This is a genomic window from Bradyrhizobium sp. TM239, assembly GCF_036247985.1.
GTDB lineage: Bacteria > Pseudomonadota > Alphaproteobacteria > Rhizobiales > Xanthobacteraceae > Bradyrhizobium > Bradyrhizobium ottawaense.
Genome location: NZ_BTIR01000001.1, coordinates 391,136 through 416,319, shown reverse-complemented (window position 1 = coordinate 416,319; position 25,184 = coordinate 391,136). Strand labels below are relative to the sequence as shown.

20 protein-coding genes and 1 tRNA gene are annotated in these 25,184 nt (G+C 64.5%); 19 read left to right on the top strand and 2 right to left on the bottom strand.

Annotated elements, in window-relative coordinates; all coding sequences use genetic code 11:
* The first annotated feature begins 54 nt into the window (after positions 1-54).
* The 4 genes from AABA84_RS02005 (at position 55) to AABA84_RS01990 (ending at position 4,063) form a co-directional block, all read left to right on the top strand.
* Complete coding sequence (locus AABA84_RS02005) at positions 55-1,797, top strand: SulP family inorganic anion transporter (RefSeq protein ID WP_212248364.1); 1,743 nt, start codon at positions 55-57, stop codon at positions 1,795-1,797.
* Between the two features lie 111 nt (positions 1,798-1,908).
* Positions 1,909-2,748, top strand: coding sequence for a shikimate dehydrogenase (locus AABA84_RS02000; RefSeq protein WP_338311188.1), 840 nt, complete (start codon positions 1,909-1,911; stop codon positions 2,746-2,748).
* Between the two features lie 56 nt (positions 2,749-2,804).
* Entirely contained in the window at positions 2,805-3,431 is a 627-nt protein-coding gene (locus AABA84_RS01995) for a hypothetical protein (protein WP_338309412.1), read from the top strand.
* 29 nt (positions 3,432-3,460) lie between these two features.
* The gene (locus AABA84_RS01990; RefSeq protein ID WP_246550272.1) at positions 3,461-4,063 is read left to right on the top strand and encodes a hypothetical protein; all 603 of its coding nucleotides are present in this window, start codon (positions 3,461-3,463) and stop codon (positions 4,061-4,063) included.
* A gap of 250 nt (positions 4,064-4,313) precedes the next feature.
* On the opposite strand, the gene AABA84_RS01985 is transcribed toward AABA84_RS01990, so the two are convergent.
* Positions 4,314-5,450, bottom strand: coding sequence for an alpha-hydroxy acid oxidase (locus AABA84_RS01985; protein ID WP_338311187.1), 1,137 nt, complete (start codon positions 5,448-5,450; stop codon positions 4,314-4,316).
* A 117-nt stretch (positions 5,451-5,567) separates the two neighbouring features.
* On the opposite strand from AABA84_RS01985, the gene AABA84_RS01980 reads away from it, so the two are divergent.
* The 12 genes from AABA84_RS01980 to AABA84_RS01925 all read left to right on the top strand — a co-directional run bounded on the left by AABA84_RS01980 (position 5,568) and on the right by AABA84_RS01925 (position 18,860).
* Complete coding sequence (locus AABA84_RS01980; RefSeq protein ID WP_212248359.1) at positions 5,568-5,735, top strand: hypothetical protein; 168 nt, start codon at positions 5,568-5,570, stop codon at positions 5,733-5,735.
* Positions 5,736-5,957: 222 nt separating this feature from the next.
* Entirely contained in the window at positions 5,958-7,301 is a 1,344-nt protein-coding gene (gene glmM / locus AABA84_RS01975; protein WP_212248358.1) for a phosphoglucosamine mutase, read from the top strand.
* Positions 7,302-7,541: 240 nt separating this feature from the next.
* Positions 7,542-8,789, top strand: a complete 1,248-nt coding sequence (locus tag AABA84_RS01970; protein ID WP_212248357.1) for an MFS transporter — start codon at positions 7,542-7,544, stop codon at positions 8,787-8,789.
* Between the two features lie 226 nt (positions 8,790-9,015).
* Positions 9,016-9,867, top strand: a complete 852-nt coding sequence (locus tag AABA84_RS01965) for an outer membrane protein (RefSeq protein WP_246550245.1) — start codon at positions 9,016-9,018, stop codon at positions 9,865-9,867.
* Between the two features lie 168 nt (positions 9,868-10,035).
* Complete coding sequence (locus tag AABA84_RS01960; protein WP_338309419.1) at positions 10,036-10,902, top strand: outer membrane protein; 867 nt, start codon at positions 10,036-10,038, stop codon at positions 10,900-10,902.
* A gap of 72 nt (positions 10,903-10,974) precedes the next feature.
* The gene (locus AABA84_RS01955; protein ID WP_338311186.1) at positions 10,975-11,565 is read left to right on the top strand and encodes a glutathione S-transferase family protein; all 591 of its coding nucleotides are present in this window, start codon (positions 10,975-10,977) and stop codon (positions 11,563-11,565) included.
* A 17-nt stretch (positions 11,566-11,582) separates the two neighbouring features.
* A complete protein-coding gene (locus tag AABA84_RS01950; protein ID WP_271592825.1) occupies positions 11,583-12,047 on the top strand; it encodes a GNAT family N-acetyltransferase in 465 nt (154 codons plus the stop codon).
* Positions 12,048-12,220: 173 nt separating this feature from the next.
* Entirely contained in the window at positions 12,221-12,412 is a 192-nt protein-coding gene (locus tag AABA84_RS01945) for a hypothetical protein (RefSeq protein WP_246550243.1), read from the top strand.
* Positions 12,413-12,493: 81 nt separating this feature from the next.
* A complete protein-coding gene (locus AABA84_RS01940) occupies positions 12,494-13,666 on the top strand; it encodes a phosphoserine transaminase (RefSeq protein WP_212248352.1) in 1,173 nt (390 codons plus the stop codon).
* Positions 13,667-13,781: 115 nt separating this feature from the next.
* Positions 13,782-15,371, top strand: a complete 1,590-nt coding sequence (serA, locus tag AABA84_RS01935; RefSeq protein WP_212248351.1) for a phosphoglycerate dehydrogenase — start codon at positions 13,782-13,784, stop codon at positions 15,369-15,371.
* 141 nt (positions 15,372-15,512) lie between these two features.
* Positions 15,513-16,685, top strand: coding sequence for a thiolase family protein (locus tag AABA84_RS01930; RefSeq protein ID WP_212248350.1), 1,173 nt, complete (start codon positions 15,513-15,515; stop codon positions 16,683-16,685).
* Positions 16,686-16,886: 201 nt separating this feature from the next.
* The gene (locus tag AABA84_RS01925) at positions 16,887-18,860 is read left to right on the top strand and encodes a methyl-accepting chemotaxis protein (protein ID WP_338311183.1); all 1,974 of its coding nucleotides are present in this window, start codon (positions 16,887-16,889) and stop codon (positions 18,858-18,860) included.
* Between the two features lie 216 nt (positions 18,861-19,076).
* Here the strand turns inward: AABA84_RS01925 and AABA84_RS01920 are convergent, their stop codons facing one another.
* The gene (locus AABA84_RS01920; protein WP_338311181.1) at positions 19,077-22,538 is read right to left on the bottom strand and encodes a PAS domain S-box protein; all 3,462 of its coding nucleotides are present in this window, start codon (positions 22,536-22,538) and stop codon (positions 19,077-19,079) included.
* 584 nt (positions 22,539-23,122) lie between these two features.
* On the opposite strand from AABA84_RS01920, the gene AABA84_RS01915 reads away from it, so the two are divergent.
* The 3 genes from AABA84_RS01915 (at position 23,123) to AABA84_RS01905 (ending at position 25,146) form a co-directional block, all read left to right on the top strand.
* Positions 23,123-23,557: a phasin gene (locus tag AABA84_RS01915; protein ID WP_028140510.1), complete on the top strand. Its 435-nt coding sequence runs from the start codon at positions 23,123-23,125 to the stop codon at positions 23,555-23,557.
* A 196-nt stretch (positions 23,558-23,753) separates the two neighbouring features.
* A tRNA-His gene (locus AABA84_RS01910) sits at positions 23,754-23,830 on the top strand.
* A 203-nt stretch (positions 23,831-24,033) separates the two neighbouring features.
* Positions 24,034-25,146 carry a hypothetical protein gene (locus AABA84_RS01905; protein ID WP_338309434.1) on the top strand — a complete coding sequence of 371 codons (1,113 nt, stop codon included), beginning with the start codon at positions 24,034-24,036 and terminating at the stop codon, positions 25,144-25,146.
* Positions 25,147-25,184: the final 38 nt, after the last annotated feature.

Here is a 25,184-nt window from a genome sequence, read left to right as displayed (position 1 = left end):
GTCGCGCCTCGGCAACACGGGACGCACGATGTTTCGGAGCATCGTGGGGCTGAAATGAGCATCACAAGCGATCACGCAAGCCGGTTGCACCAGCTGCGCCAGCCGACCTTTGCCGAACTGTATCTGCCGAAGCTCGTCACCGTCTGGCGGGAAGGCTACGGCGTCGCAGACTTCCGCGCCGACGTCTTCGCGGGGCTGACGGTTGCGATCGTGGCGCTGCCGCTGTCGATGGCGATCGCGATCGCCTCGGGCGTCACGCCGGACCGCGGCCTTTATACCGCGGTGGTCGGCGGCTTCATCGCCTCGCTGCTCGGCGGCAGCCGGTTCCAGATCGGCGGACCCGCCGGCGCGTTCATCGTCTTGGTCGCAGCGACCGCGGAGCGTCACGGCGTCGACGGCGTCATCCTCGCCACCCTGATGGCGGGCCTGTTCCTGGTCGCCGCGGGCCTGTTGCGGGTCGGTACCTACATCAAGTTCATTCCCTATCCGGTGACGGTTGGTTTCACGGCCGGCATCGCTGTGATCATCTTCGCCAGCCAGCTTCGCGATCTCGGCGGGATCACGCTTGCAGGAAAAGAGCCCAGCGAGTTCGTCCCGAAGCTGGTCGCGCTCGCCGGCGGTCTCAACACCATCAATCCATCCGCCGTCGCGGTCGCAATCGTCAGCATCGCCATCATCGCGGCCTTGCGAATCTGGCGGCCATCCTGGCCCGGTATCCTGATCGCGGTCGTGCTCGCCGCCGTTGCGTGCGCCGTGCTCTCCCTGCCGGTGGAAACCATCGGATCGCGCTTCGGCGGCATTCCGCGCGAATTGCCCTCGCCGGCGCTGCCGGCGTTCTCGATTGCGAAGGCGACCGCCGTGCTGCCGGATGCGATCTCGTTCGCGCTGCTGGCCGCCATCGAATCGCTGCTGTCTGCCGTGGTTGCCGACGGCATGACCGGGCGCCGTCACCGCTCCAATTGCGAGCTGGTGGCGCAAGGCGCGGCCAATATCGGAGCGGCGCTGTTCGGCGGCATCTGCGTCACCGGCCTGATCGCGCGCACCGCGACCAACATCCGCGCCGGCGCGCGCGGGCCGCTGGCCGGCATGCTGCACTCCGTGTTCCTGCTGCTGTTCATGCTGATCGCGGCGCCGCTCGCCAGCTACATTCCGCTGGCCGCGCTCGCCTCGGTGCTGGTCGTGGTGGCCTGGACCATGGCGGAGAAGCACGAATTCGCCACGCTGCTGCGTTCGTCGTGGGGCGATGCGGTCGTGCTGCTCGCGACCTTCCTGCTGACGATCTTCCGCGATCTCACCGAAGGCATCCTGGTCGGCTTCGCGCTTGGCGCGGTGCTGTTCATCCATCGCATGGCGGAGATGACGGGCATCGAGGAACGCTCGCCACTGGTCGCCGGCGATCGTCCCGACGACGGCAATGGCGAGCGCGTTCGCTACGATCCTGCGCTTGCGGTCGATCGCGACGTGCTGGTCTATCGCATCACCGGCGCGTTCTTCTTCGGCGCGGCCTCCGCCATCGGAGGCGTGCTCGACGAGGTCGCCGACAAGCGCAAGGCCTTCGTGGTCGATTTCGCCGCGGTGCCGTTCCTGGATTCGACGGCGGCGAACGTGCTCGGCCGCGTCGCCGCCAAGGCTCACCGCCAGGGCATCCGGCTGTTCATCACGGGGGCTTCGCCCGCGGTCCGCCGCGCGCTGCTCACCCATGGCGTGACGCCGCCGCGGGCGCGCTATCGCCAGAGCCTCGAACGCGCGATTGCCGACATCAAGGGCGGCGCGGGCGAGGAGGCTGCCGCGAGCTGACGGCGCGCCGTTCTCGCGCCGGCCGGCCTGACCGGCGCTGCGGCGCCCGCGCGCTTGACAGAGCGGGCGCGACGCGAAATGGATCGCCTCGGATACGACCCCGAGGAAGAGATGACCGCGCCCAAAGCTCCTGCAGCCTGTCTGATCGGATGGCCGGCCGCGCATTCGCGCTCGCCGCTGATCCATCATTACTGGCTGCGCACGCTCGGCATTGCCGGCGGCTATGTCATCGAAGCGGTTCCGCCCGAGGATCTGCGCGATTTCGTGCTGCGGCTGTCACTGCGCGGCTTCGTCGGGGCCAACGTCACCATCCCGCACAAGGAAGGTGTGCTGGCGCTGTCGACGCCCGACGCCCGCGCCAAGGCCGTCGGCGCGGCGAACACGCTGTGGTTTGCCGACGGCGAGCTGCGCTCGACCAACACCGACGTCGAAGGTTTCATTGGCAATCTCGACGCCAGCGCGCCCGGCTGGGATGTCGCCGAGGAGGCGCTGGTGCTCGGGGCCGGCGGCTCCTCGCGGGCGGTCGTGTTCGGCCTGCTCGAGCGTGGGATCAAGCGCATCCATCTGGCCAATCGCACCATCGCGCGGGCCGAGACGCTGGCAAGACAGTTCGGGCCGAACGTCGATCCCGTAACGTGGGACGGGATCGACGACGTGCTGCCGCGCGCAAAACTTCTCGTGAACACCACCTCGCTCGGCATGCACGGCCAGCCCCCACTCGACGTTGACGTGGCGCGCCTGCCACCGGCGGCGGTGGTCGCCGACCTCGTCTATGTGCCGCTGGTGACGCCGCTGCTCGCCGCCGCAACGGCGCGCGGCCTGAAGACCGCCGACGGGCTCGGCATGCTGCTGCACCAGGCGGTGCGCGGCTTCGAGCTGTGGTTCGGCCGGCGGCCAGAGGTCACGGCCGAGCTGCGGGCGCTGGTCGAGGCCGATCTCACAAAGACTTGAGAGAATAGCGCGCGTCGTCCGGAGTTCTCCATCCGTGGGGACAATCGGAGACCGTCATGTCTGTTCAACGTGCAACTTTCACACGTCCACTGATCGCCGTCGCGATGGTGGCTGCTTCCACCCTCTATGCCTTCGCGCAGAGGGCGCCGGTGCCGACGCGCGTGCGTGGCACGATCGAAAGCGTCAATGGTGACACGATGCAGGTCAAGTCGCGCAGTGGCGAGGACGTCAAGCTGCGCATCGCTCCTGACGTGAACGTATCGGGGATTACCAAAATTTCACTCGCCGACATCAAGGTCGGCTCCTTCGTCGGCGCCACCACGGTGCCGGGACCTGACGGCGGCCAGAACGCGGTCGAGGTCCACGTGTTTCCGGAGAGCATGCGCGGCACCGGCGAGGGCTCGCGGCCCTATGACCTCAAGCCGAACTCCAGCATGACCAACGCCACGGTGTCGGAGAGCGTGGTCGGCAATGACGGCCATACGCTGCTGGTCAAGTACAAGGACGGCGAGAAGAAGGTGTTCGTCCCCGACAACACGCCGGTGGTGACCTTCGTGCCCGGCGACAAGTCCGACCTGAAGGCCGGCGCCAAGGTCATCGCCTTCATGAAGCAATTGCCGGACGGCTCGTTCGAGACCAACCGCGTCAGCGTCGGCCGCGACGGCCTGACGCCGCCGATGTGAGAAAGGACCGGATCATGCTGAATGCGACGATGAAATCCGGCCTGCTCGCGGCGATCCTCGCCCTCGCTCCGTTTGCGGCCTCGGCGCAGCAGGCGCCGACGGTCCGCATCCGCGGCACCATCGAGAGTGTCGACGGCAACATCCTCGGCATCAAGACGCGCGAAGGCAGCGACGTGAAGGTGCGCATGACCGACAACGTCGCCGTCTTCGCCGTGGTGAAGACGGAGCTGTCGGAAATCAAGGAAGGCTCCTATATCGGCGTCACCGCCATGCCCGAGCCGGACGGCACGCAGAAGGCGATCGCGGTGCACATCTTCCCGGAGAACCAGCGCGGCGCGGCCGAGGGTTTTCGTCCCTGGGACGCGCGTGCCAATTCAACCATGACCAATGCCACCGTGGCGCAGACGGTGAAGGGCACCGACGGCCAGCACATCACGGTCAAATACAAGGACGGCGAGAAGAAAGTCCTGGTGCCGCCGGACACGCCGATCGTCACCTTCATCGCCACCGACAAGCCGGAAGTGAAGCCGGGCGCCAAGCTGATCATCTTCGGCGCGGCGAAGAAGGACGACGGCTCGCTGGAAGCCAACCGGGTGAATGTGGGCCGGGACGGAATTACACCGCCGATGTGAGGTGGGGAGTTATAAGACCCAACGACCGCCACAAACTCCGCTGTCGTCCCGGACAAGCGTCAGCGCAGATCCGGGACCCATAACCACAGTGAGAAGAAGCAGGTCACTCCGAGTCCCCATAACCACGCCCGCCTGTGGCTATGGGTCCCGGATCGGCGCTACGCTCTCGACAACGCTGCGCATTGTCGAGGGCTACGCTTGTCCGGGACGACAGCGGTGATTTGAAGCCGGCTTTCTCGCCTCAAAGCCGTCACACCGCGATGACGTGATCGTCGATCTCGTCGATCCTGTTGACGCCGCACAGGCCCATGGTGGTGAGCAGCTCTTTCTGGATGATGTCGATCGCCTTGGCGACGCCGGCCTGGCCGCCGGCCCCTAAGCCGTAGGCATAAGCGCGGCCGAGCATGCAGGATTTTGCGCCGAGCGCGAGCGCGCGCATCACGTCCTGGCCGGAGCGGATGCCGCCGTCGAACATGATCTCCATCCTGTCACCGACCGCGTCGGCGATCTCGGGCAGTACCTCGATCGAGGACGGTGCACCGTCGAGCTGCCGGCCGCCATGGTTGGAGACGACCAGCGCCTGCGCGCCGGTCTTGGCGGCTTCCTCGGCGTCCTCGACGTCGAGGATGCCCTTGATGACGAGCTTGCCCGGCCAGATGCTGCGGACCCACTCGACGTCCTTCCAGTTCAGCGACGTGTCGAACTGCGAGGCCGTCCACTCGGCAAGGCGATTGAGATCCTCGGTGTTCTTCACGTGGCCGGCGATGTTGCCGAAGGTGCGGCGCTTGCCTTGCAGCACGCCGGAGACCCAGGTGGGCTTGCTGGCGAAATCCAGCAGCTTCGACAGCGACCACTCGGGGGGCACCGTCATGCCGTTCTTGATGTCGGCGTGGCGCTGGCCAATCACCTGGAGGTCCACGGTGAGCACCAGCGCGCTGCACTTGGCCGCGATCGCGCGCTGGATCAATTCCTTGATGAAGCCGCGGTCCTTCATGACGTAGAGCTGGAACCAGAACGGCTTCTCGACATTGGCAGCGATGTCCTCGATCGAGCAGATCGACATGGTCGATTGCGTGAACGGGATACCGGCGGCCTGCGCTGCGCGGCAGGCATGAATTTCGCCGTCGCCATGCTGCATGCCGAGCAGGCCGACGGGCGCGAGCATCAGCGGCATGGTCGAGGGCTCGCCGAGGATCCTGGTCGAGGTGTCGCGCTTGGAGACGTCGACCAGGATGCGCTGGCGGAACTTGATCGCCTGCATATCCTCGCGGTTGGCGCGCAGCGTCTCCTCGGCATAGGAGCCGCGGTCGCAATAGTCGAAGAACGCCTTCGGCACGCGGCGCTTATGCAGCGTGCGAAGATCGTCGATACAGGTGATATGTTTCATGATCGTTTCCCCGGCCCGTCTTGTACCAAGAGTCTTGCATCGGAAGATTTCGGGGTCATCTAGCATGGTTGGATGCACAGCCAAATCCGTTTGCAGACCGTTTTGCAGGAGGTCGCCATGACGAGGCCGCACGCTGGACCTTCGCCGGAAGAGATCAAGGAGAAGCGCGATCTCGAGGAAGCCCTGGAAGAGGGGCTGGAAGAGACCTTTCCGGGCTCCGATCCCGTCAACGTCACCCAGCCGGCGCCGAGCCGCGGGGATGGCCACGTGAAGCGCAGCGATTAAAACGGGTTCCACCCTGTTCCGGCGCCACGGGCAGGAAATATAATGTTAACAAGACGTTATCGGAGCGGGCGGCGCCCCGGTTCCGTAATGATTCATCATATTTTTTGAAGCCAAGTTAGCCTCGCAGGCATTATAAGACGCCTAGCAAATCAGGGATGCGGGCCCCGTTCGGGCAGCCCGTGGTTGTCAAGGGGATCCCCTGGTTGTTGCTTGGGGGACGATATGAGCCGCAAATATTTCGGGACGGACGGGATTCGGGGCCGCGCCAACGGACTGATCACGCCGGAACTCGCGCTCAAGGTCGGCCAAGCCGCAGGCCTCGCGTTTCAGCGCGGGGACCACCGCCACCGGGTCGTGATCGGCAAGGACACCCGCCTGTCCGGCTACATGATCGAATACGCGATGGTCGCCGGCTTCACCTCGGTGGGCATGGACGTGCTGCTGGTCGGCCCGATGCCGACGCCGGCGGTTGCGATGCTGACCAAGTCGATGCGCGCCGATCTCGGCGTCATGATCTCGGCCTCGCACAATCTGTTCGAGGACAATGGCATCAAACTGTTCGGCCCGCAGGGCTTCAAGCTCTCTGACGACGTCGAGAGGCAGATCGAGCAGTTGCTCGACGAGCCCATCGACAAGCGGCTGGCGCAGAGCGCGAGCCTCGGCCGCGCCCGCCGTATCGACGGCGTGCATGACCGCTACATCGAATTCGCCAAGCGTACGCTGCCGCGCGACCTCTCGCTCGACGGCCTGCGCGTCGTGATCGATTGCGCCAACGGTGCCGCCTACAAGGTGGTGCCGGAAGCGCTGTGGGAATTGGGCGCCGACGTCGTGCCGATCGGCGTCGAGCCCGACGGCTTCAACATCAACAAGGATTGCGGCTCGACGTCGCCGGAAGCACTGTCGCGGAAGGTGCGTGAGATGCGCGCCGACATCGGCATCGCGCTCGACGGCGACGCCGATCGCGTCATCCTGGTCGACGAGCGCGGTCATGTGGTCGACGGCGACCAGCTGCTCGCGGTGATCGCGCAGAGCTGGAAGGAAGACGGCCGCCTGTCGCGTCCCGGCATCGTCGCCACCGTGATGTCCAATCTCGGGCTCGAGCGCTTCCTGAAGGAGCAGGGGCTCGATCTCGTACGCACGCCGGTCGGCGACCGCTACGTGCTCGAGCAGATGCTGAATGGCGGCTACAATCTCGGCGGCGAGCAGTCGGGTCACATCATCCTGTCCGACTACGCCACCACCGGCGACGGTTTTGTCGCCGCGCTGCAAGTGCTCGCGGTGGTGCAGAAGCTGCGCCGGCCCGTGTCGGAAGTCTGCCACCGCTTCGATCCGCTGCCGCAGATCCTCAAGAACGTCCGCCACAAGGGCGGCAAGCCGCTCGACGATTCCGACGTCAAATCGGCAATCTCCGACGGCGAGAGACGGCTCAACGGCCACGGCCGCCTGTTGATCCGCTCCTCCGGCACCGAGCCTGTGATCCGCGTCATGGGCGAGGGCGAAGACCGCGTCCTGGTCGAGGACGTCGTCGACATCATCGTCTCCGCGCTCGGCCAGGCTGCGGCGTAAGGTCTTTCAAGCACCAGTATCGCAGGGTGGGCAAAGCGACAGCGTGCCCACGCTTCTGGCACCGTATCGGAAAGATGGCGGGCACGGCGCAATGGCGCCCTTGCCCACCCTGCGATATCGGACTCGCGGGGAGGGTAAGACCCGCGCATTCCAGCCATTTGCGATTGACGGTGGTTCCATCGCCGCTTGCATCGTAATGAGCGGATGCGGCGGTTCGCCGCGCCTGCCGGGACCGCTGCATTGAACAAGCCTGTCGTCGTCTCAGAGGAAACGCTGACCGAGCCCGTCGTCGTCGCCGACGTGGCACCCGCCGCCAAAGCGGCGGGGCCGGCCTATGTCGTGCTCGCCGGCATCAGCTTCTCGCACTTCCTCAACGACACCATGCAGTCGCTGATCGCCTCGGTGTATCCGATCCTGAAGGATACCTACGCGCTCGACTTCGCGCAGATCGGCATGATCACGCTCGCCTTCCAGTTCACGGCCTCGCTGCTGCAGCCGGTGGTCGGGCATTACACCGACAAGAAGGCACAGCCCTATTCGCTGGCGATCGGGATGGCCTCGACCTTCTTCGGCCTCTTGCTGCTCAGTGCCGCGCACCAATATCTCGTCATCCTCGTTGCCGCCGCGCTGGTCGGTCTCGGCTCGGCGGTGTTTCACCCCGAATCCGCGCGCATCGCGCGGCTCGCCTCCGGTGGCCGCTACGGTTTTGCACAATCGGTGTTCCAGCTCGGCGGCAGTTTCGGCACCTCGATGGGGCCGGTGCTGGCGGCTCTCATCGTGGTGCCATTCGGGCAGGGCAGCATCGCCTGGTTCTCCTCGATCGCGTTCCTCGCGATCCTCATCCTCTGGCGCATCGGCCGCTGGTACGCGCCGCAGATCAAGGCGAAGAAGACGGCGGCGGTGCAAGCCCATCCCGACGCGCCGAGCTCGCGCCGCGTCGCCGTCGCGCTGCTCGTGCTGGTCGCGCTGCTGTTCTCCAAGCAGCTCTACGTCTCGAGCCTGTCGAGCTACTACATCTTCTACCTGATCGATCGGTTCGGCGTGTCGACGCAGGCCGCGCAGATCTATCTCTTCCTCTTCCTCGCGGCGAACGCGGTCGGCGCGTTTCTGGGCGGTCCCTTGGGCGATCGCTTCGGCCGCAAGATCGTGATCTGGATTTCGATCCTGGGCGCGCTGCCGTTCACGCTGGCGCTGCCCTTTGCCGGGCTCTATGCGAGCGCGGTGCTCAGCGTGATCATCGGCCTGATCATCTCCTCGACGACGTCGTCGATCATCGTGTTCGCGCAGGAGCTGGTGCCGCACAGATTCGGCATGATCTCCGGCGTGTTCTTCGGCGTTGCCTTCGGCATCGGGGGCCTGGGCGCCGCCGTGCTCGGCACGCTCGCGGACCACACCTCGATCGAGTTCGTCTACCAGGTCTGCGCCTGGTTGCCCGCGATTGGGCTGCTTGCAGTGTTCCTGCCCAAGCTGCCGCGGCACGCGCGTTAACGTTTCCTCTCTCGCCGCACCGCACTTTCACACATCGTTAGCAATTGCGGCGCGAGGCGCTGCAATTTTGCAACGCTTCGCGTCCATGCGCGCGAGCAGTCAGGAAAAATCAACCTTAAAAATTAGGGTTAAGTGGCGCTTAAACATTTGCTGGCATCGTCCGCTCCGTGAGTTTCCAGAACGTGAGGCCTGTGTATTTGCCTCACCGGCCAAAAGGACGAAGCCAATGCGTAGCGTTAAGTCTCTCCTTGCCGCGGGTGCGGCAACCCTGATCTCGTCGATGGCGTTTGCTGCCGATATGCCGATCGCCGCTCCCCCTCCCATGTACGCGCCGCCCGCCCCGCCCGCCGACTTCGGTGGCTGGTATCTCCGCGGCGACATCGGCTTCAGCAATCAGAAGACGAGCGACCTGCACTACGGCCGCGAGTCGGCCTACTCGCAGCTCACCTCGTTTGATCAGAAGACTTCGTTCGATGCGGCCGGCATCTACGGCGTCGGCGTCGGCTACCGGTTCAACAATTGGTTCCGTGCCGACGTGACCGGGCAGTATCGCGGCAATTCGAATTTCAAGGGCACCGATCGTTTCACCGGGACCGCGGGCGGCGTGCCGTACAGCGGCATCGACAATTACAGCGCAAGCAAGTCCGAATGGCTGGTCTTGGCCAACGCGTACGTTGATCTGGGCACCTGGTGGTGCATCACGCCGTTCATCGGCGCCGGCGTCGGCGGTGCACGCGTTTCGATCGCGAACTTCACCGACACGGGCATCAACAACCTCGCCGTCGGAAATACCAGCTTCGCGAGCGCGCCGACCGGCTCGAAGTGGAATTTCGCCTGGGCGGCCCATGCCGGTCTTGCCTATAAGGTCAATCCCAATCTCGTCCTCGAACTCGCCTACAGCTATGTCGACCTGGGCCCCGGACAAACCGGTGTCCTGTCGGACTACACCGGTGGGACCACGGGCAACGTCTTCAAGTTCAAGGATATCACCTCGCACGACCTGAAACTCGGCGTGCGCTGGAATCTCGACAGTGCGCCGGCCTACATGCCGCCGCCGCCGCTCGTCACCAAGGGCTGATCGATATCTCGATCGGTTAGGACTTCTTAACGGCGCGGGATCATCCCGCGCCGTTTTGCTTTGCGTATTTTTCATGGCGAGTGGCGACGAAGGCGTCCGACGCAACCATTGGTTAAGGTTAACGAGCCATGATCACAAGCGAAAGTTCGAGTTCGATGGAGCGTTGCGATGCGTGGGCTTTTGTTGGCAGCGGTGATGTTGGGGACGGTGTCTGCCGCGCACGCGGCCGATATGCCGGATCTGCCGATCCTGCGCGGCGGCTTTACCGACGGTCTGTCGAAGTCCTCGGTCAATTGGGATGGCTTCTACGTCGGCGGTCAGTGGGGTTTCGTCACCTCCGAGATCGACTTCAGCCGCGCCCCCAAGTCGATGACGGATTTCATGCTGCGCGATAGCGTCCTGCAGGCACCGGTTGGAGGATGGTCGCTACTGCCGAAGAACCACGTCCAGACCACGGGGTTCGGTGCCTTTGTTGGCCGGAATTGGCAGTTCTACGACGCCGTGATGGGCGTCGAAGCCAACTACAGCTACATGAACAATTTGGGTTCGTCGGCCAGCGACTCGATGGGCCGGATTATTCCAGGCGAGACGGCGCCCACGGGCACCTACACGTACGATACAACTCTGGGCGGAGGCGCGTCGCTGCAGCTCAAGGACTACGCGACCTTCCGCGGTCGTGTCGGATGGTCGGGTGGAGACTTCATGCCTTATGCGTTCGGCGGCCTTGCCATCGGGCGTGCCGAAGTCTCGCGCTATGCCACCGTTTCCTGGCAGAAGTGGTGGGACTATGACCAGACGGTAGCCGGCGTCACGACACACCAGCACGTTACGGTCGGCCCTCCTGTCTCGCTCTCCCAGACCGAGGCACGCACCAATAGCTTTATCTACGGTTGGACCGCCGGCTTGGGCATTGAGTATATGCTCTGGGATTGCTTGTTCCTGCGCGGCGAATGGGAGCACGTCGGGTTCTCGAACGCCAAGAACATCTCCGTCAGTCTGAACAATTTTCGCGTCGGCGCCGGCTACAAGTTCTAGGTCCGTGTCTGCGGCCGGTTGACACGGCTGCGTCGTCCTGATGCTCTGTCGCCCCAAAGTGGGGCGGCAGCGATGAAGATCTACGGCGACAGCAATTCCGGCAATTGCCTGAAGGTGAAGTGGGTCTGCGACAAGCTCGCATTGCCGTACCACTGGATCGAGATCGACACCCGCAAGGGCGAGACGCGCACGCCGCAATTCCTCGAGATGAACGGCGCCGGCCAGGTGCCCACTGTCGCCTTCGACGACGGCCGCACGCTGGCACAGTCCAATGCCATCATCCGCTATCTCGCCCGCGACAGCGCGCTCGTTCCGCGCGATGCCTTTACTGCGGCCAAGATGGACGAATGGCTGTTCTGGGAACAGTACAGCCACGAGCCTTATGTCGCGGTGTGCCGCTTCCTCCTCGTTTATCTCGGCAAGGACGCATCCGAGCTCGACCCTGAAAAGGTCAAGCGCGGCTATGCGGCGCTCGACCGCATGGAGCAGCATCTTTCGGCCAATCGCTTCTTCGCCGGTGAAGAGGTTTCCCTCGCGGACGTCTCGCTGCTCGCCTATACCCGCGTGGCGCATGAGGGCGGCTTCGATCTCGGCCGGTACGCTTCGCTTCGCCGCTGGATTGGCGAGGTCGAAGCGTTTCTCGGCCTGCCGCCGGTGCGCTGAGGTTGGAGTTGTCTGACATGAACGCCGAATCCGTCTCCATTCGCCGCGCGCGCCGCGACGACGTTCCAGCGATCGTGGCGATGCTCGCCGACGATCATCTCGGCCGCGCGCGCGAACGCGTCGAGGATCCGTTGCCTGCCGCCTATTACGATGCCTTCGCGCGGGTCGAGCGCGATCCGAATCTCACGCTGGTGGTCGCCGAGAGCGAGGGCAGGGTGGTCGGCTGCCTGCAACTCGCGATCCTGCCGGGCATCAGCTCGCAAGGCGGCGTGCGCGGCCTGCTCGAAGACGTTCGCGTTGCCACTGACTGTCGCAGCCGCGGCATCGGCGAGCGGTTGGTGCAATGGGCGATCGCGGAAGCGAAGGCACGCGGCTGCAATCTGGTCGAGCTGCTGACGCATGCGAGCCGCGTCGATGCGCAGCGCTTCTACAAGCGACTCGGATTCGCAGCGAGCCACGTCGGTATGACTGTCCGCTTTTGAAGCAGCTCCTCGCGAGCCTTGCGCGATCAGCGAATTCGGATCGCGCATGCGTTCATATTAACAGCTGATAAACTACCCAGCCGTCGTTCACGTTGAACCGGGAACGAACGGTGCTAGGGCAACGTCAGACACCGGGCTCTGTCGGTTCGGGGATTTCGATGACAAGCTATTCAATGATCAAGGTCGGCAACGACTACGTCGTGCAGGCCAATGACAAGTGCATTTTGAAAGTCGGCAGCCGCCGCCGGGCCGCGCAATTGATCAGTGAGGCCACGGACTTGCTCAATGCGCTCGCGGTGGTCGAATCCCCTGATATCGCACCGGAAGCACCATCACGCCGCCGTGAGGCGCCGGAACTTCCTTGACGACTCTTCCTGTTTCCCGTATCAGCCGCGGCGGGACACCTCCCCCCAACGGGAGGCTGACTATCTGGAAGGGTAGATATTATGACTGTAGCGAAGCCCGCTTCGCGGCCGAACGTGCCGCATTTCTCCTCCGGCCCCTGCGCCAAGCGCCCCGGCTGGAACGCCCAAAATCTCAAGGACGCAGCGCTCGGCCGTTCGCATCGCGCGAAGGTCGGCAAGACCAAGCTCAAGCTCGCGATCGATCTGACGCGCGAAGTGCTCGAGGTGCCCGCCGATTATCGCATCGGCATTGTGCCGGCCTCCGATACCGGCGCGGTCGAGATGGCGCTGTGGTCGCTGCTCGGTGCGCGACCCGTCACCACGCTCGCCTGGGAATCCTTCGGCGAGGGCTGGGTCAGCGACATCGTCAAGGAATTGAAGCTCAAGGACGTCACCAAGCTCAACGCAGCCTATGGTGAGATCCCCGACCTCTCCAAGGTCGATCCCAAGAGCGACGTCGTCTTCACCTGGAACGGCACCACGTCGGGCGTGCGCGTGCCGAACGCCGACTGGATCAGCTCTGCCCGCGAAGGCCTGACCATCTGCGACGCGACCTCGGCCGCGTTTGCGCAGCCGCTGGACTGGGCCAAGCTCGATGTCGTCACCTTCTCCTGGCAGAAGGCGCTCGGCGGCGAAGCTGCCCACGGCATGCTGATCCTGTCGCCCCGCGCGGTGGAGCGGCTGGAAACCTACAAGCCGGCCTGGCCGCTGCCGAAGATCTTCCGCATGACCAAGGGCGGCAAGATCAACGAGGGCATCTTCGTCGGCGAGACCATCAACACGCCGTCGATGCTCTGCGTCGAGGATTATCTCGACGCGCTGAACTGGGCCAAGTCGATCGGCGGCCTCAAGGCGCTGATCGCGCGTGCCGATGCCAACACCAAGGTGCTCGCCGACTGGAAGGCGAAGACGCCGTGGATCGACTTCCTGGCCAAGGACGCGGCGATCCGTTCCAACACCTCGGTGTGCTTGAAGTTCACCGATCCTGCCATCACCTCGCTGTCCGAGGACGCGCAAGCCGACTTCAGCAAGAAGCTGGTGGCGCTGGTGGAGAAGGAAGGCGCCGGCTACGACTTCGCGTATTATCGCGATGCGCCGGCCGGCCTGCGCATCTGGTGCGGTGCCACTGTCGAGGCCAAGGACGTCGAGCTGCTGACGCAGTGGATCGACTGGGCTTTTGCCGAGACCAAGGCGCAACTCGCCAAGGCAGCCTAGCTTTACTTTCTCACCTCTCCCCGTTCCGACGGGGAGAGGCAGAAGTTGCTTCCGACATCATCCTGTTCCGGTCGAACGCCAACCCTTCCATCAGGGAGGGTAGAGGATCATCCCCATGACCAAACCCAAAGTTCTCATTTCCGACGCGCTCTCGCCCGCTGCCGTGCAGATCTTCAAAGACCGCGGTGTCGAGGTCGACTTCCAGCCCAATCTCGGCAAGGACAAGGACAAGCTCGCCGAGATCATCGGTAATTACGACGGCCTTGCGATCCGTTCCGCGACCAAGGCGACCGCAAAGATCCTCGACAAGGCGACCAACCTCAAGGTGATCGGCCGCGCCGGCATCGGCGTCGACAATGTCGAGATCCCCGCCGCCACGGCCAAGGGCATCATCGTGATGAACACGCCGTTCGGCAATTCGATCACGACCGCCGAGCACGCCATCACCCTGATGCTGGCGCTCGCCCGCGAGATTCCGCAAGCCGACGCCTCGACCCAGGCCGGCAAGTGGGAGAAGAACCGCTTCATGGGCGTCGAGATCACCGGCAAGGTGCTGGGCGTGGTCGGCTGCGGCAACATCGGTTCGATCGTCGCCGACCGCGCGCTCGGCCTGCGCATGAAGGTGATCGCGTTCGATCCGTTCCTGTCGCCGGAGCGCGCCAAGGACATCGGCGTCGAGAAGGTCGAGCTCGATGACCTGCTCAAGCGCGCCGATTTCATCACGCTGCACACGCCGCTGACCGAGAAGACGAAGAACATCATCGACGCTGCCGCAATCGCCAAGATGAAGAAGGGCGTGCGCCTGATCAACTGCGCGCGCGGCGGCCTGGTCGACGAGCAGGCGGTGGTCGATGCGCTCAATTCCAAGCACATCGCCGGCGCCGCCTTCGACGTCTTCGTCGAGGAGCCCGCCACCAAGAACGTGCTGTTCGGCCATCCCAACGTGATCTGCACGCCGCATCTCGGCGCCTCCACCACCGAAGCGCAGGAGAACGTCGCGCTCCAGGTCGCCGAGCAGATGTCGGACTATCTGCTGTCGGGCGCGATCTCGAACGCCGTCAACTTCCCATCGATCACGGCCGAAGAAGCGCCGAAGCTGAAGCCGTTCATCTCGCTCGCCGAGAAGCTCGGCTCGTTCGCGGGACAGCTGACCGAGAGCGGCATCCTCAAGGTGGAGATCACCTATGAGGGCCACGTCGCCGAGATGAAGATCAAGGCGATCACCTCCGCCGTGCTGTCGGGCCTGTTGCGGCCGATGCTGGGCGAGGTCAACGTCGTGTCGGCGCCGGTCGTCGCCAAGGAGCGCGGCATGGTGGTGGACGAGATCGTCCGCGCCGCCCAGAGCGACTATGAAAGCCTGATCACCGTGACCGTCACCACCGAGCGGCAGGAGCGGTCGGTCTCGGGCACCGTCTATGCCGACGGCAAGCCGCGCCTCGTCGACATCAAGGGCATCCGCGTCGATGCTGAATTCGGCAAGTCGATGATCTACGTCACCAACGAGGACAAGCCGGGCTTCATCGGCAAGTTCGCGAGCCTCTTGGGCGACGCCAAGCTCAACATCGCCACCTTCCACCTCGGCCGCGTCGCGCCCGGCAGCGATGCCATTGCCCTCGTCGAGGTCGATGGCGCGGTGCCGGCCGATCTGCTCGCCAAGGTGCAGGCGCTGCCGCAGGTCAAGCAGGCCAAGGCGCTGACGTTCTGAGATACCGACATATTCCGACCCGCGGAACAACGCCGCCTCCGTTATCGGAGGCGGCGTTTTTATTTTCCACGGCCTCCCGACTTTGTGTACCAATGGCGGCCAGGACGCTCCGTTCAAAATCGTTCGACAAGGGAGAAACACATGCGTGAAGCCGTCATCGTTTCCTATGCGCGCACGGGCCTCGCAAAATCCGGCCGCGGCGGGTTCAACATCACGCCGCCGATGTCGCTCGCTGCCCACGCCATCCAGCACGCGGTGAAGCGCGCCGGCGTCGACAAGGACTATGTCGAGGACTGCTATCTCGGCAATTGCGCCCATGGCGCGCCGAACATCGGCCGCCAGGCCGCGCTGCTCGCCGGGTTGCCGAAGACCACCGCCGGTGTCTCGGTGAACCGGTTCTGTTCCTCGGGGCTTCAGACCATCGCGATGGCTGCCAACTCGATCCGCTCCGACGGAGCCGATTGCATCGTCGCCGGCGGGGTCGAGAGCATCTCGATGCCCGGCGGCGGCACGCCGAAGGAATCGATCGATCCTGAATTGCTCAAGGTCGCGCCCGACATCTTCATGGCGATGATCGATACCGCCGACATCGTCGCCGAGCGCTACAAGCTCAGCCGCGAATATCAGGACGAGTTCTCGCTGGAATCGCAGCGCCGCATGGCGGCGTCGCAGCAGGCGGGCAAGTACAAGGACGAGATCGTCCCGATGAAGACCAAGATGAAGGTCGTCGACAAGGCGACCAAGGCGGAGAGCATCGTCGACTACGTCGTCGATCGCGACGAGTGCAACCGGCCCGAGACCACGTTGGAAGGTCTCGCCAAGCTCGAGCCGGTGAAGGGCCCCGGCAAGTTCGTCACCGCCGGCAATGCCAGCCAGCTCTCGGACGGCGCCGCCGCCGTGGTTTTGATGGAAGCCAAGGACGCCGAGAAGCGCGGCCTGAAGCCGCTCGGCCGCTTCGTCGCCTGGGCGACTGCGGGCTGCGAGCCCGACGAAATGGGCATCGGCCCCGTGTTCGCGATTCCGAAGCTGCTCAAGCGCACCGGCCTCAAGGTCGACGACATCGATCTGTGGGAGCTCAACGAAGCCTTCGCCAGCCAGTGCCTGTACTGCCGCGACCAGCTCGGCATCGATCCCGCCAAGTACAACGTCAACGGCGGCTCGATCGCGATCGGCCATCCCTTCGGCATGACCGGCGCCCGTCTCACCGGCCACCTGCTGCAGGAAGGTGCGCGCCGCAAGGCCAAATGGGGCGTGGTGACGATGTGCATCGGCGGCGGCCAGGGCGGTGCCGGCCTGTTCGAGATCTACAGCTGATCGCTCGCTGAGCGTTGAAGGTAACCAAGCACGGCGCCATCAGCGCCGTGCTTCTTTTTTGGTGCCGCCTTGTGCATCCCGTCGTGCATAAAGGCGAGTATAATTGCAAACACACGTATTCATACGTGCCCGCAAATTAACGGAAGTTTTTATCCGTTATCGCTTCATCAACCGTATCTGCCACCATCGGGTATTCGTCAGATGCGGTTGCTCTCCCTTCGTCTCACGCACAAGATCACGGCGATCGGGGTCATCGGCGTCATCGGTGTCGTCCTGATCGGCGGCATCCATCTCTACGGCGAGAACGCGATGGCGTTCTATCGCGGCGCCGCGGAGAACGCGCGCACCATCTTCGAGCTGAACAACAGGATCGCCGTCGAGCTGCTCGAGGGAAGCCGCGCCGAGAAGGACTTCCTCTTGCGCAGCGAGCCGGCCAGGGCGCAGCGCCAGGCCGAGATCAGCCAGCAGGTTTCGCTCGATATCGAGAAGCTGCGCGCCAGGATTTCAGCACTCGGCAAGCCCGAGCTGGTTGCGAGGATCGACGCGATGACCGTATCGCTGAAGACCTATCAGGCCCGCTTCGCCGCGGTGGTCGAGCAGAGACAGCGGCTCGGGCTCGACGAAAAGTCCGGTCTCGAAGGCCGCTTGCGGGCCTCGGTCCACGGCATCGAGACCAAGGTCGATGAGCTCCGGAATCCGTCGCTCAAGGTGACCATGCTGATGATGCGCCGGCACGAGAAGGACTTCATGCTGCGTCGCGACGCCAAATACGGCGACGACATGAAGAAGCGCGCGGCCGAGTTTGTGACCGGCCTCGACGAGCCCTCCATTCCCGGCGATGCGAAGGCCGAGTTGCGCCAGAAGCTCGCCGACTACCAGCGTGATTTCTTCGCCTGGATGGAGACCGCGCTGACTCTGGCGAGCGAACTCAAGGCGATGTCGGAGGCCTTCTCCACGGTCGAGCCCGTCATCGAGCAGGTGTCGAAATCGGTCGACCAGATCCGAGCCGAAGCCGACCGGCTGAACGATGCCCAGCGCGACAGCATCCAGTGGTGGATCGGCGTTGCGATCGCGCTGATCGCATCCGCCGTGCTCGGCCTCGGCATCTTCATCGGCCGCTCGGTTTCCAAGCCGCTGTCGGCCATGCGCGCGGCGATGATCGAGCTCGCCAACGGCAATTTCGCCATCGTGCTGCCCGGGCTCGGCCGTCCCGACGAGATCGGCGAAATCGCCCAGGCCGTCGAGACGTTCAAGGTCAATGCCGAGCGGAAGGCGCAGGAAGAGGCGGACGAGAAGATCAGGCAGGACAAGCTCGCCGCCGAGCGCCGTCGCGCCGACATGATCAGGATGGCCGACGATTTCGAAGGCGCGATCGGCGAGATCGTCGAGACCGTGTCGTCTGCCGCCAATGAGCTCGAGGCGTCGGCGACGTCGTTGACCACCACGGCCAGCCGCTCGACCGAGCTTGCCACGCTGGTCGAGGCGGCTTCCGAGGAGGCCGCGACCAACGTGCAGTCCGTGGCCTCCGCAGCGGAGGAGCTGACCGCCTCCGTCCACGAGATCAGCCGCCAGGTGCAGGCCTCCGCGCGCATGGCCGGCGAAGCCGTCAGCCAGGCCGGGCAGACCAACGACCGCGTCAGCGAATTGTCGAAGGCGGCCGCGCGCATCGGCGACGTGGTCGAGCTCATCAACGCCATCGCGGGCCAGACCAATTTGCTGGCGCTCAATGCCACCATCGAGGCCGCGCGTGCCGGCGAAGCCGGACGCGGCTTTGCGGTGGTGGCCTCGGAAGTGAAGGCGCTGGCCGAGCAGACCGCGAAGGCCACCGGCGACATCGGTCAGCAGATTTCCAGCATCCAGGTTGCGACGGAGGATTCGGTCGGCGCCATCAAGACCATCGGCGGCACCATCGAGCGGCTGTCCGAGATCTCCTCCACCATCGCTGCCGCCGTGGAAGAGCAGGGCGCCGCGACCGGCGAGATCTCGCGCAACGTCCAGAACGCGGCCGCCGGCACCACGCAGGTGAGCGCCAACATCAGCAGCGTCAGGCAGGGCGCGACCGAAACCGGCTCAGCCTCCTCACAGGTGCTCTCCGCGGCGCAGTCGCTGTCGAACGACAGCAGCCGGCTGAAGCTCGAGGTCAGCAGGTTTTTGGACACCGTGCGCGCGGCGTGATTGCCGCGTGCGGAATGGCAGTGATTTAAATCAGTCGTGCCGCAGGTTTAACCTCTCCCGCTTGCGGGGGAGGTCGGCGCGAAGCGCCGGGTGGGGGCTCTCTCCACATCGGGAGTGTCCCGTTGCGGAGACACCCCCACCCCAGCCCTCCCCCGCAAGCGGGAGAGGGAGGGCACCGTCCTTGCGGAAGCATTCAGCCCGGTCTGATTGAGCGCCTCACGCCCCCGCCACCACCGGTGCGAACACCACTTCGATCAGCGTGCCGGAATTGGCCGCGCTCTTGATGTTGAAGCGGGCGCGGTTGGCTTCGACCAGGGCCTTGGTCAGCGACAGGCTCAGCGCCGAATTGTCGGCGGCGTCCCCGGGCGGCGGGGTGCGGAACGGCTCCATCGCGGCGGCGACTTCGCGCTCGGAGAGGCCATGGCCGGTGTCGCGGATGCGCAGCGCGATCTCGCCGCGGTCGGACAGCGCGGTGGAGACGATGACCTGGCCGCCGGCGCTGGCCAGCCGGATCGAGTTCGAGATCAGATTCATGGTGATCTGCCGCATCGCGCGCGCGTCCACTGTCACCTGCGGCAGCGCATGCGCGAGCGAGGTGCGGATGATGATGCGCTCGCGATTGGCCTGCGGCTGCATCACGGTCACGCAGGCTTCGACGAGGTCGTTGAGGTTGAGGTTGGCGAAATTGAGATCGAGCTTGCCGGTCTCGATCCGCGACAGCTCCAGCAAATCGTCGATGATCGCGATGACGCGCTCGCCGGAGGCGCGGATGTCCTTCATGTATTCGCCGTAGCGCTCATTGCCGAGCGTGCCGAAGCGTTCGGAGATCATCACCTCGGCAAAGCCGATGATGGCGTTGAGCGGCGTGCGGATCTCGTGGCTGATCCGCGCCAGCATGTCGGCCTTGGCGTTGGCCGCGCTGTGGACGAGGTGGCGGGCCTGCGTCAGCTCGCTCTCGCCCTTCTTGCTCTGCGAGAGATCGCGGAATACGGCGAAGAAGTTCGGGCCGTCCGGCCGCGTGCGGCCCATGATCATCGCGAGCGGAAGGACGCCGCCCTTCTTCTCGCGTCCGAGCACCTCGCGGCCGTGATCGAGCAGGCTCGAAATGTCCTGGCTCTTGAGGCTCTCGAGATAGTCGGCGACGATCTGCCGGCTCTCCGGCGCGAACAGCGTCGCCAGATTCTGCTCGAGCAGGTCGGCGCCGTCATAGCCGAACAGTGCTTCCGCGCTGCGGTTGCAGGCGTGGATGTTGCCTTCGGCGTCGAACATGACGATGCCCTCGGCGGTGGTGTCGAGGATCGCGGCGAGATCCTCGGCATCGGCATCGCCGGCCGCGGAGTCGAGCTCGGGCGCGTAGGGGAAGGATTCGGCGACAACGGATTCAGTGACGATCGTCTGTGCGATCACGGGCGCCGCGACGCTGGGCGCCGCCTGCGGCAGCGCGCAGATCAGCGCATGCGCGCTCTCGCCGTCCCAGTCGATCGTGTGCAGATGCGCTTCGGTGGTCGCAAGCGGCGCTTCGCCGTTCGCGAGCGTCGCGCTGATCGTGACCGGCGTGCCGGCTTGCGAGGTGCTGCTGGCCGAGGACACGCCGGGCTCGACATAAAGCGCATCGAGCCCACCGGCATCCTCCAGCGCCGCGATGCCGGCATAGCCCATGCGCGCGAGGAAAGCAGGGTTGGCGTAGAGCAGGCGGTCGAGCCGGTAGATCAGGATGCCCGTCGGCAAGAGGTCGAGCAGGGTGCGGTCGCGCGCGCTGGCGCCGCGTGCCGGCGGCGCGGGCTCGGTCAGCCATTCGGCCGGCGCGTGGGGCGGTTCGGGCTCCGGCGCCAGCGGCTCATTGGTGATCTCGGCCACAGGCTCGGAAGCTTCGGCCGCGATCGTCTCACGCTCGCGTTCGAGGCGTTCGGACAGTTGCCGGGCGAGCTCGTTGAATGCGCTGTTCTCGACCGGCGTCAGCGTCGGCGATCTCTGATCACTGAGTGATCTGACATCGCCGTGCGGGCGGAACGGCACGACATTCGGAGGGGTTTCGACTGGCGTTTCCACTGAAATGTCCGGATCGGTTGGGTGTGAATTCGCGTCGCTGGTGGGCTCTAGCAGTTCAGGTTCGGATGGTGGCTCGGGCTCGGGCGGCTCGATCGGCCGAGGCGGCGCCTCCGCGACCGGCTCGGCCTCGGGCTCCGGCGCGACCCGTTCGGCGGACGGGCCGTGCTGCGCCGGCGGCTCGACCACCGCCTCGAAGCGCCTCAGCGCTTCCAGGCGGTTGAGGCCGTCGAGATCGCGGCAGACGCCAAAGCCCTTGAAGCCGGCAAAGTTGCGCGACTGGTCGTAGACCGGCAGGCCCGCGAGCTCGACCGGCAGATGCTCGCCGCCGTCAGCCGGCCAGTTCACGGTGATCCCGGCCCAGGTGTCGTGGCTTGCAAGCGCCTCCGCGACGCGGCCATCAGGATCGAGCGAGAATTGTTCGGCGATCTCGCGCCAAGGGCGGCCGAAGCCGGCGGCGGTGCGCGCGCCGATCAGGCGGATGAATTCGTCGGAGAGAAGCACAAAGCGACCCTCTGCATCCATCTGCCAGAGGAAGCGCAGCGGATGCTGACGCGGTGCGGGCGATTCTTGGCCCGACGACTCCCGGCCAGACGATTCCTGGCCCGACGGCGGCTCGACCATGCCTGATGTGATCGGCGCAGCCTGCGGCGACACAATGGCTTGGTGCGGGTTTTCAACCGGAGTCTTTGGCGCGATGTCGGCGGTCTGGTCCGGCGTTTCGCGAGCTGGTTCTCGAACAGGCTCTTCGGCCGCGTCCTCAATCCTTGCCGAGCCCTGCGGTTCAGGCGCGGTCGTCTCGGTTGCCGTGGGCGCCTCGATCGGCTCGGCGAACGCATCGAACAACGAGATCCCGGCCGATCCGTCCTGCGCCGGTGGCGGCTCGCTCGGCGTGGCCGCGGCCTGCGGCGCAGATTCAACCGGCGTCTCGTTTGCGGCTTCCGCCGTGCTCTCTTGCACGGCCGCTGCGGGCGCAGCTTGCCTGGCCGGCTCGATCAGCGCGATCAGGCCGACATCGGCCCCTAGGCCGACCCGTTGCAGCACCATCTGGCCGATGCCGATCGGCGTTTCGACGCGGCCCTCGCGCAGCGCATCGTTGCGCGCCTGTTCGAGGCCGGCCTCGCCGAGATCGCGGAAGCCGAGCAGGGAGCGGGCGGCCTCGCTGGCGCCGACGAACAGGCCGTCGGGCGCGAACGCCGCCATCGGCATCTTCGCGTCTTCGACCAGGCGATGCAGCCGCTCGACCAGCGGCATGGTGCGCAAGGTCGGGTCCATCGCGGTGACGAGCACCGCGTGTCCGCCATCGGCAAAGTCGAGCCGGGCGCAGGCGCAGGTCATCAGCGTGCCGAACCGGGCGCCGAAGCCGCGCAGACGTTCGAGCCGCACAGCGCCATTCGCGGGCAGCTGCCGGGCAAGCCGGGCGACCTGGCGGCGATGGGGGTCGGCCGGGCCGAACACCTTGTCCGCAAGCGCCGCGCCGTTCGCCGCGCCGAACAGCTTTGCGCCGACCGGATTGGCCCACAGCACGCGCGTCCCGTCGATCGACCACAGCCATGTCGCGAGCTGCGAGGTCGCATGCACGGCCAGCCGGGGATCGCCCACACCTCGCAACTGGAAATCCGAACTCGTCATCCGACCGGCTGTGTCTCACGCTTGAAGCTGGCGGCTGCCGGGAATGACAGCCTTAAGAAAGGGTTAGTATCGCCCGCGCCCGCGGGCAGGTCCACGGCCCCGGTCCCCGGCGGCGGCCCTAAGCCGCGATAACCTTAATCCGCCCGACCCCGCAAGCCGCCGCCCGGTTCATCCAAGGGATTCGAGGCGAGGCGCTCTCCGCCGTCATTCCGGGGCGCGCTCAGCGCGAACCCGGAATCCATCGGGCCGCAGAGACGGTGGCGGAATGGATTCCGGGCTCGCGACTTCGTCGCGCCCCGGAATGACAGCGGGCTAGCCCGACCCACCCCACCTCAACCCCCGGTTCCCTCATACCGGAACCTCATCCTAACCTAGATTAAATTTCGCAGCGCACCCTGTTGGCGCATTGCGCTGCACAATGTTGACACGATAGGCAGCCATAATGCTGGGCGCTGGGCGAGCCATCTCTTTGTTTCGCGTTTCCAGTCTTTCGTACCCGCTCAATGTGTGACGGCCCAGACCGGGGGCCGGCGGGCGCGCCAGAAGGCTCACTCCATTTTTTTCAATTAGCGTGAGGGACAACCATGACAGGTGCGACTGATCCGTTTTCTGCCTCGATCATTCCGTTCGAGGTCCCCGAGCAGATGCGTGCGTTCGCCGAAAAGGGCGTGTCGCAGGCCCGCGAAAACTACGCCAAGTTCAAGGACGTGGCCGAGAGCCACAACGGCACCGTCGAGGCCGTGTTCACCTCGGCCAGCAAGGGCGCGAGCGAATACACCGCCAAGCTGGTGGAGTTCATGAAGGCCAACACCAGCGCCCAGCTGGACTTCGCACAGCAGCTGTTCGGCCTGAAGTCGCCGGCGGAAGCGCTGGAGCTGTGGACCGGCCACACCCGCACCCAGCTCGAGACCCTCCAGTCCCAGGCCAAGGAGCTGGTCGAGCTCACCCAGCGCGTCGCTGCCGAGACCGCCGAGCCGATCAAGGCCAGCGCCTCGAAGTTCTACAAGCCCGCCGCCTGATCTGGCCGGCCGGTTTGAATTTGAGAAACCCGGGCCGAAAAGCCCGGGTTTTGCTTTGGAAATAACGTCGCTTAGGGGACGATTTGGGGGTCTTGCGGCCTTGCCAAAAACGCCCGTTGCACCTAGTTTCCGCCCCGTCCAGCCCCCTCGGTGACCGGCCCTTTTCAGGGCGTCCCAAGGCGCGGCTCGCCAGGATGCAGTTGTAGCTCAGTTGGTTAGAGCGCCTGTCTGTGGAACAGGAGGTCGGTGGTTCGAGCCCACCCAACTGTACCAAAGCTCTTAAAGATAGGATCGGGACCTTTTATTAAGCCCCTTTGAGTAGCGAATTTGGATTGCTTTCGATCGACTTCGGGACGCTCCGCACAATCTTGGCTTGTCGCATCGGCGAGAGGACCTTTCCCGGGGATTCTACTAAACGACAGTTGGAAGCTTCCGTTTGCGCGCGTAAATTGTAGAGAGCGGGCAGGGGAGCGAGAATGAGCGAGGAAGATGGTGCCGAGTCCACAGGGACTCCGCAAAGGAAGAAGCGGTCTGAAAAGAACAAAAAGAAGACCGCGAAGACAAGACGATTGGGGAAGCCGAAGAAGCAATCCGTTAGCAGCAATACGGCAAAGTTTCCGCGGCACAGCGTGGACAAAGCGCTCCGCATTCCACGCGCGATAATCGACCAGAACGCTGGACATGACTGTACCGACGCGGAAGCTGCCACGTTCGTCGGCGTCGGGTTCAATGGTCCATTTAAGGTAGAAGTAAGTTCATCGATCAAATACGGATTTCTCTCTCGCCCGAGCGCAGGCCGAATTGCCGTGACAGAGAGAGCGCGACAGGCGATTCGTCCTCAGAAGGCGGGCGACGATATTGAAGCCCTCCGAGCAGCCGTGCTCGACGCGCCAGAAATCAAAGAAGCCTATACCCACTATCGCGGCGAGTATTTGCCGGACGAAGAATTTTTCGAACACGCCCTTGAGGACAAGTTTGGCATCCCAAATGATAAGGTTGCCGAATTCAAGGAGATATTTCTCGCCTCATTGCAAAGTGCGCAATTGGTGGAACGCAGAGATGACAAGTTTCGCATACTTGATACGAAGGGCGCCTCGCAGGAGGGAGCAACACAAATCAAAAAGCTGAGCACTAGTGCCAATGTTAGCGCTAGTGATAGCTGCTTTGTGCTGATGCCCTTTGGTCCTCCGGTAGGAGACTACTACAGTCAGATTTATGAGCCAGCCATCCAAAAGGCCGGCCTGCGGCCCGTCCGGGCGGATGCCGATATATTCGGAACGGGGAAGATTATCGATCAGATATGGAATGGTATCAATTCAGCGAAGGTTCTGATTGCGGAGCTTACTAGCCGCAATCCAAATGTTTTCTACGAGTTGGGCTTGGCCCACGCTCTCAACAAACCAGTAGTGCTAATATCGTCTAACGAAGGCGACGTCCCCTTCGATCTAAAGCACATCCGAGTTATCTACTACAACGTTAGCGATCCCTTCTGGGGTGAGAAACTCATTGAGAAGGTCGCAGAAAATATTCTCTCAGCTCTCACCAATCCCGAAGAGGCCGTATTCAAGCGAGCGCTGACTTCAAAATAGTTACAGTGACAGTGCACGAAAACACCTATCCAGCCGCC

Coding starts and splice junctions, on each gene's coding strand:
- AABA84_RS01990 (WP_246550272.1), top strand. CDS start 3,461: ATGAAATCCGGCCTGCTCGCGGCGATCCTCGCCCTCGCTCCGTTTGCG.
- AABA84_RS01985 (WP_338311187.1), bottom strand. CDS start 5,450: ATGAAACATATCACCTGTATCGACGATCTTCGCACGCTGCATAAGCGC.
- AABA84_RS01995 (WP_338309412.1), top strand. CDS start 2,805: ATGTCTGTTCAACGTGCAACTTTCACACGTCCACTGATCGCCGTCGCG.
- AABA84_RS01905 (WP_338309434.1), top strand. CDS start 24,034: ATGAGCGAGGAAGATGGTGCCGAGTCCACAGGGACTCCGCAAAGGAAG.
- AABA84_RS01930 (WP_212248350.1), top strand. CDS start 15,513: ATGCGTGAAGCCGTCATCGTTTCCTATGCGCGCACGGGCCTCGCAAAA.
- glmM (WP_212248358.1), top strand. CDS start 5,958: ATGAGCCGCAAATATTTCGGGACGGACGGGATTCGGGGCCGCGCCAAC.
- AABA84_RS01920 (WP_338311181.1), bottom strand. CDS start 22,538: ATGACGAGTTCGGATTTCCAGTTGCGAGGTGTGGGCGATCCCCGGCTG.
- AABA84_RS01925 (WP_338311183.1), top strand. CDS start 16,887: ATGCGGTTGCTCTCCCTTCGTCTCACGCACAAGATCACGGCGATCGGG.
- AABA84_RS01940 (WP_212248352.1), top strand. CDS start 12,494: ATGACTGTAGCGAAGCCCGCTTCGCGGCCGAACGTGCCGCATTTCTCC.
- AABA84_RS01915 (WP_028140510.1), top strand. CDS start 23,123: ATGACAGGTGCGACTGATCCGTTTTCTGCCTCGATCATTCCGTTCGAG.
- AABA84_RS01965 (WP_246550245.1), top strand. CDS start 9,016: ATGCGTAGCGTTAAGTCTCTCCTTGCCGCGGGTGCGGCAACCCTGATC.
- AABA84_RS01950 (WP_271592825.1), top strand. CDS start 11,583: ATGAACGCCGAATCCGTCTCCATTCGCCGCGCGCGCCGCGACGACGTT.
- AABA84_RS02000 (WP_338311188.1), top strand. CDS start 1,909: ATGACCGCGCCCAAAGCTCCTGCAGCCTGTCTGATCGGATGGCCGGCC.
- AABA84_RS01960 (WP_338309419.1), top strand. CDS start 10,036: ATGCGTGGGCTTTTGTTGGCAGCGGTGATGTTGGGGACGGTGTCTGCC.
- AABA84_RS01980 (WP_212248359.1), top strand. CDS start 5,568: ATGACGAGGCCGCACGCTGGACCTTCGCCGGAAGAGATCAAGGAGAAG.
- AABA84_RS02005 (WP_212248364.1), top strand. CDS start 55: ATGAGCATCACAAGCGATCACGCAAGCCGGTTGCACCAGCTGCGCCAG.
- AABA84_RS01955 (WP_338311186.1), top strand. CDS start 10,975: ATGAAGATCTACGGCGACAGCAATTCCGGCAATTGCCTGAAGGTGAAG.
- AABA84_RS01945 (WP_246550243.1), top strand. CDS start 12,221: ATGATCAAGGTCGGCAACGACTACGTCGTGCAGGCCAATGACAAGTGC.
- serA (WP_212248351.1), top strand. CDS start 13,782: ATGACCAAACCCAAAGTTCTCATTTCCGACGCGCTCTCGCCCGCTGCC.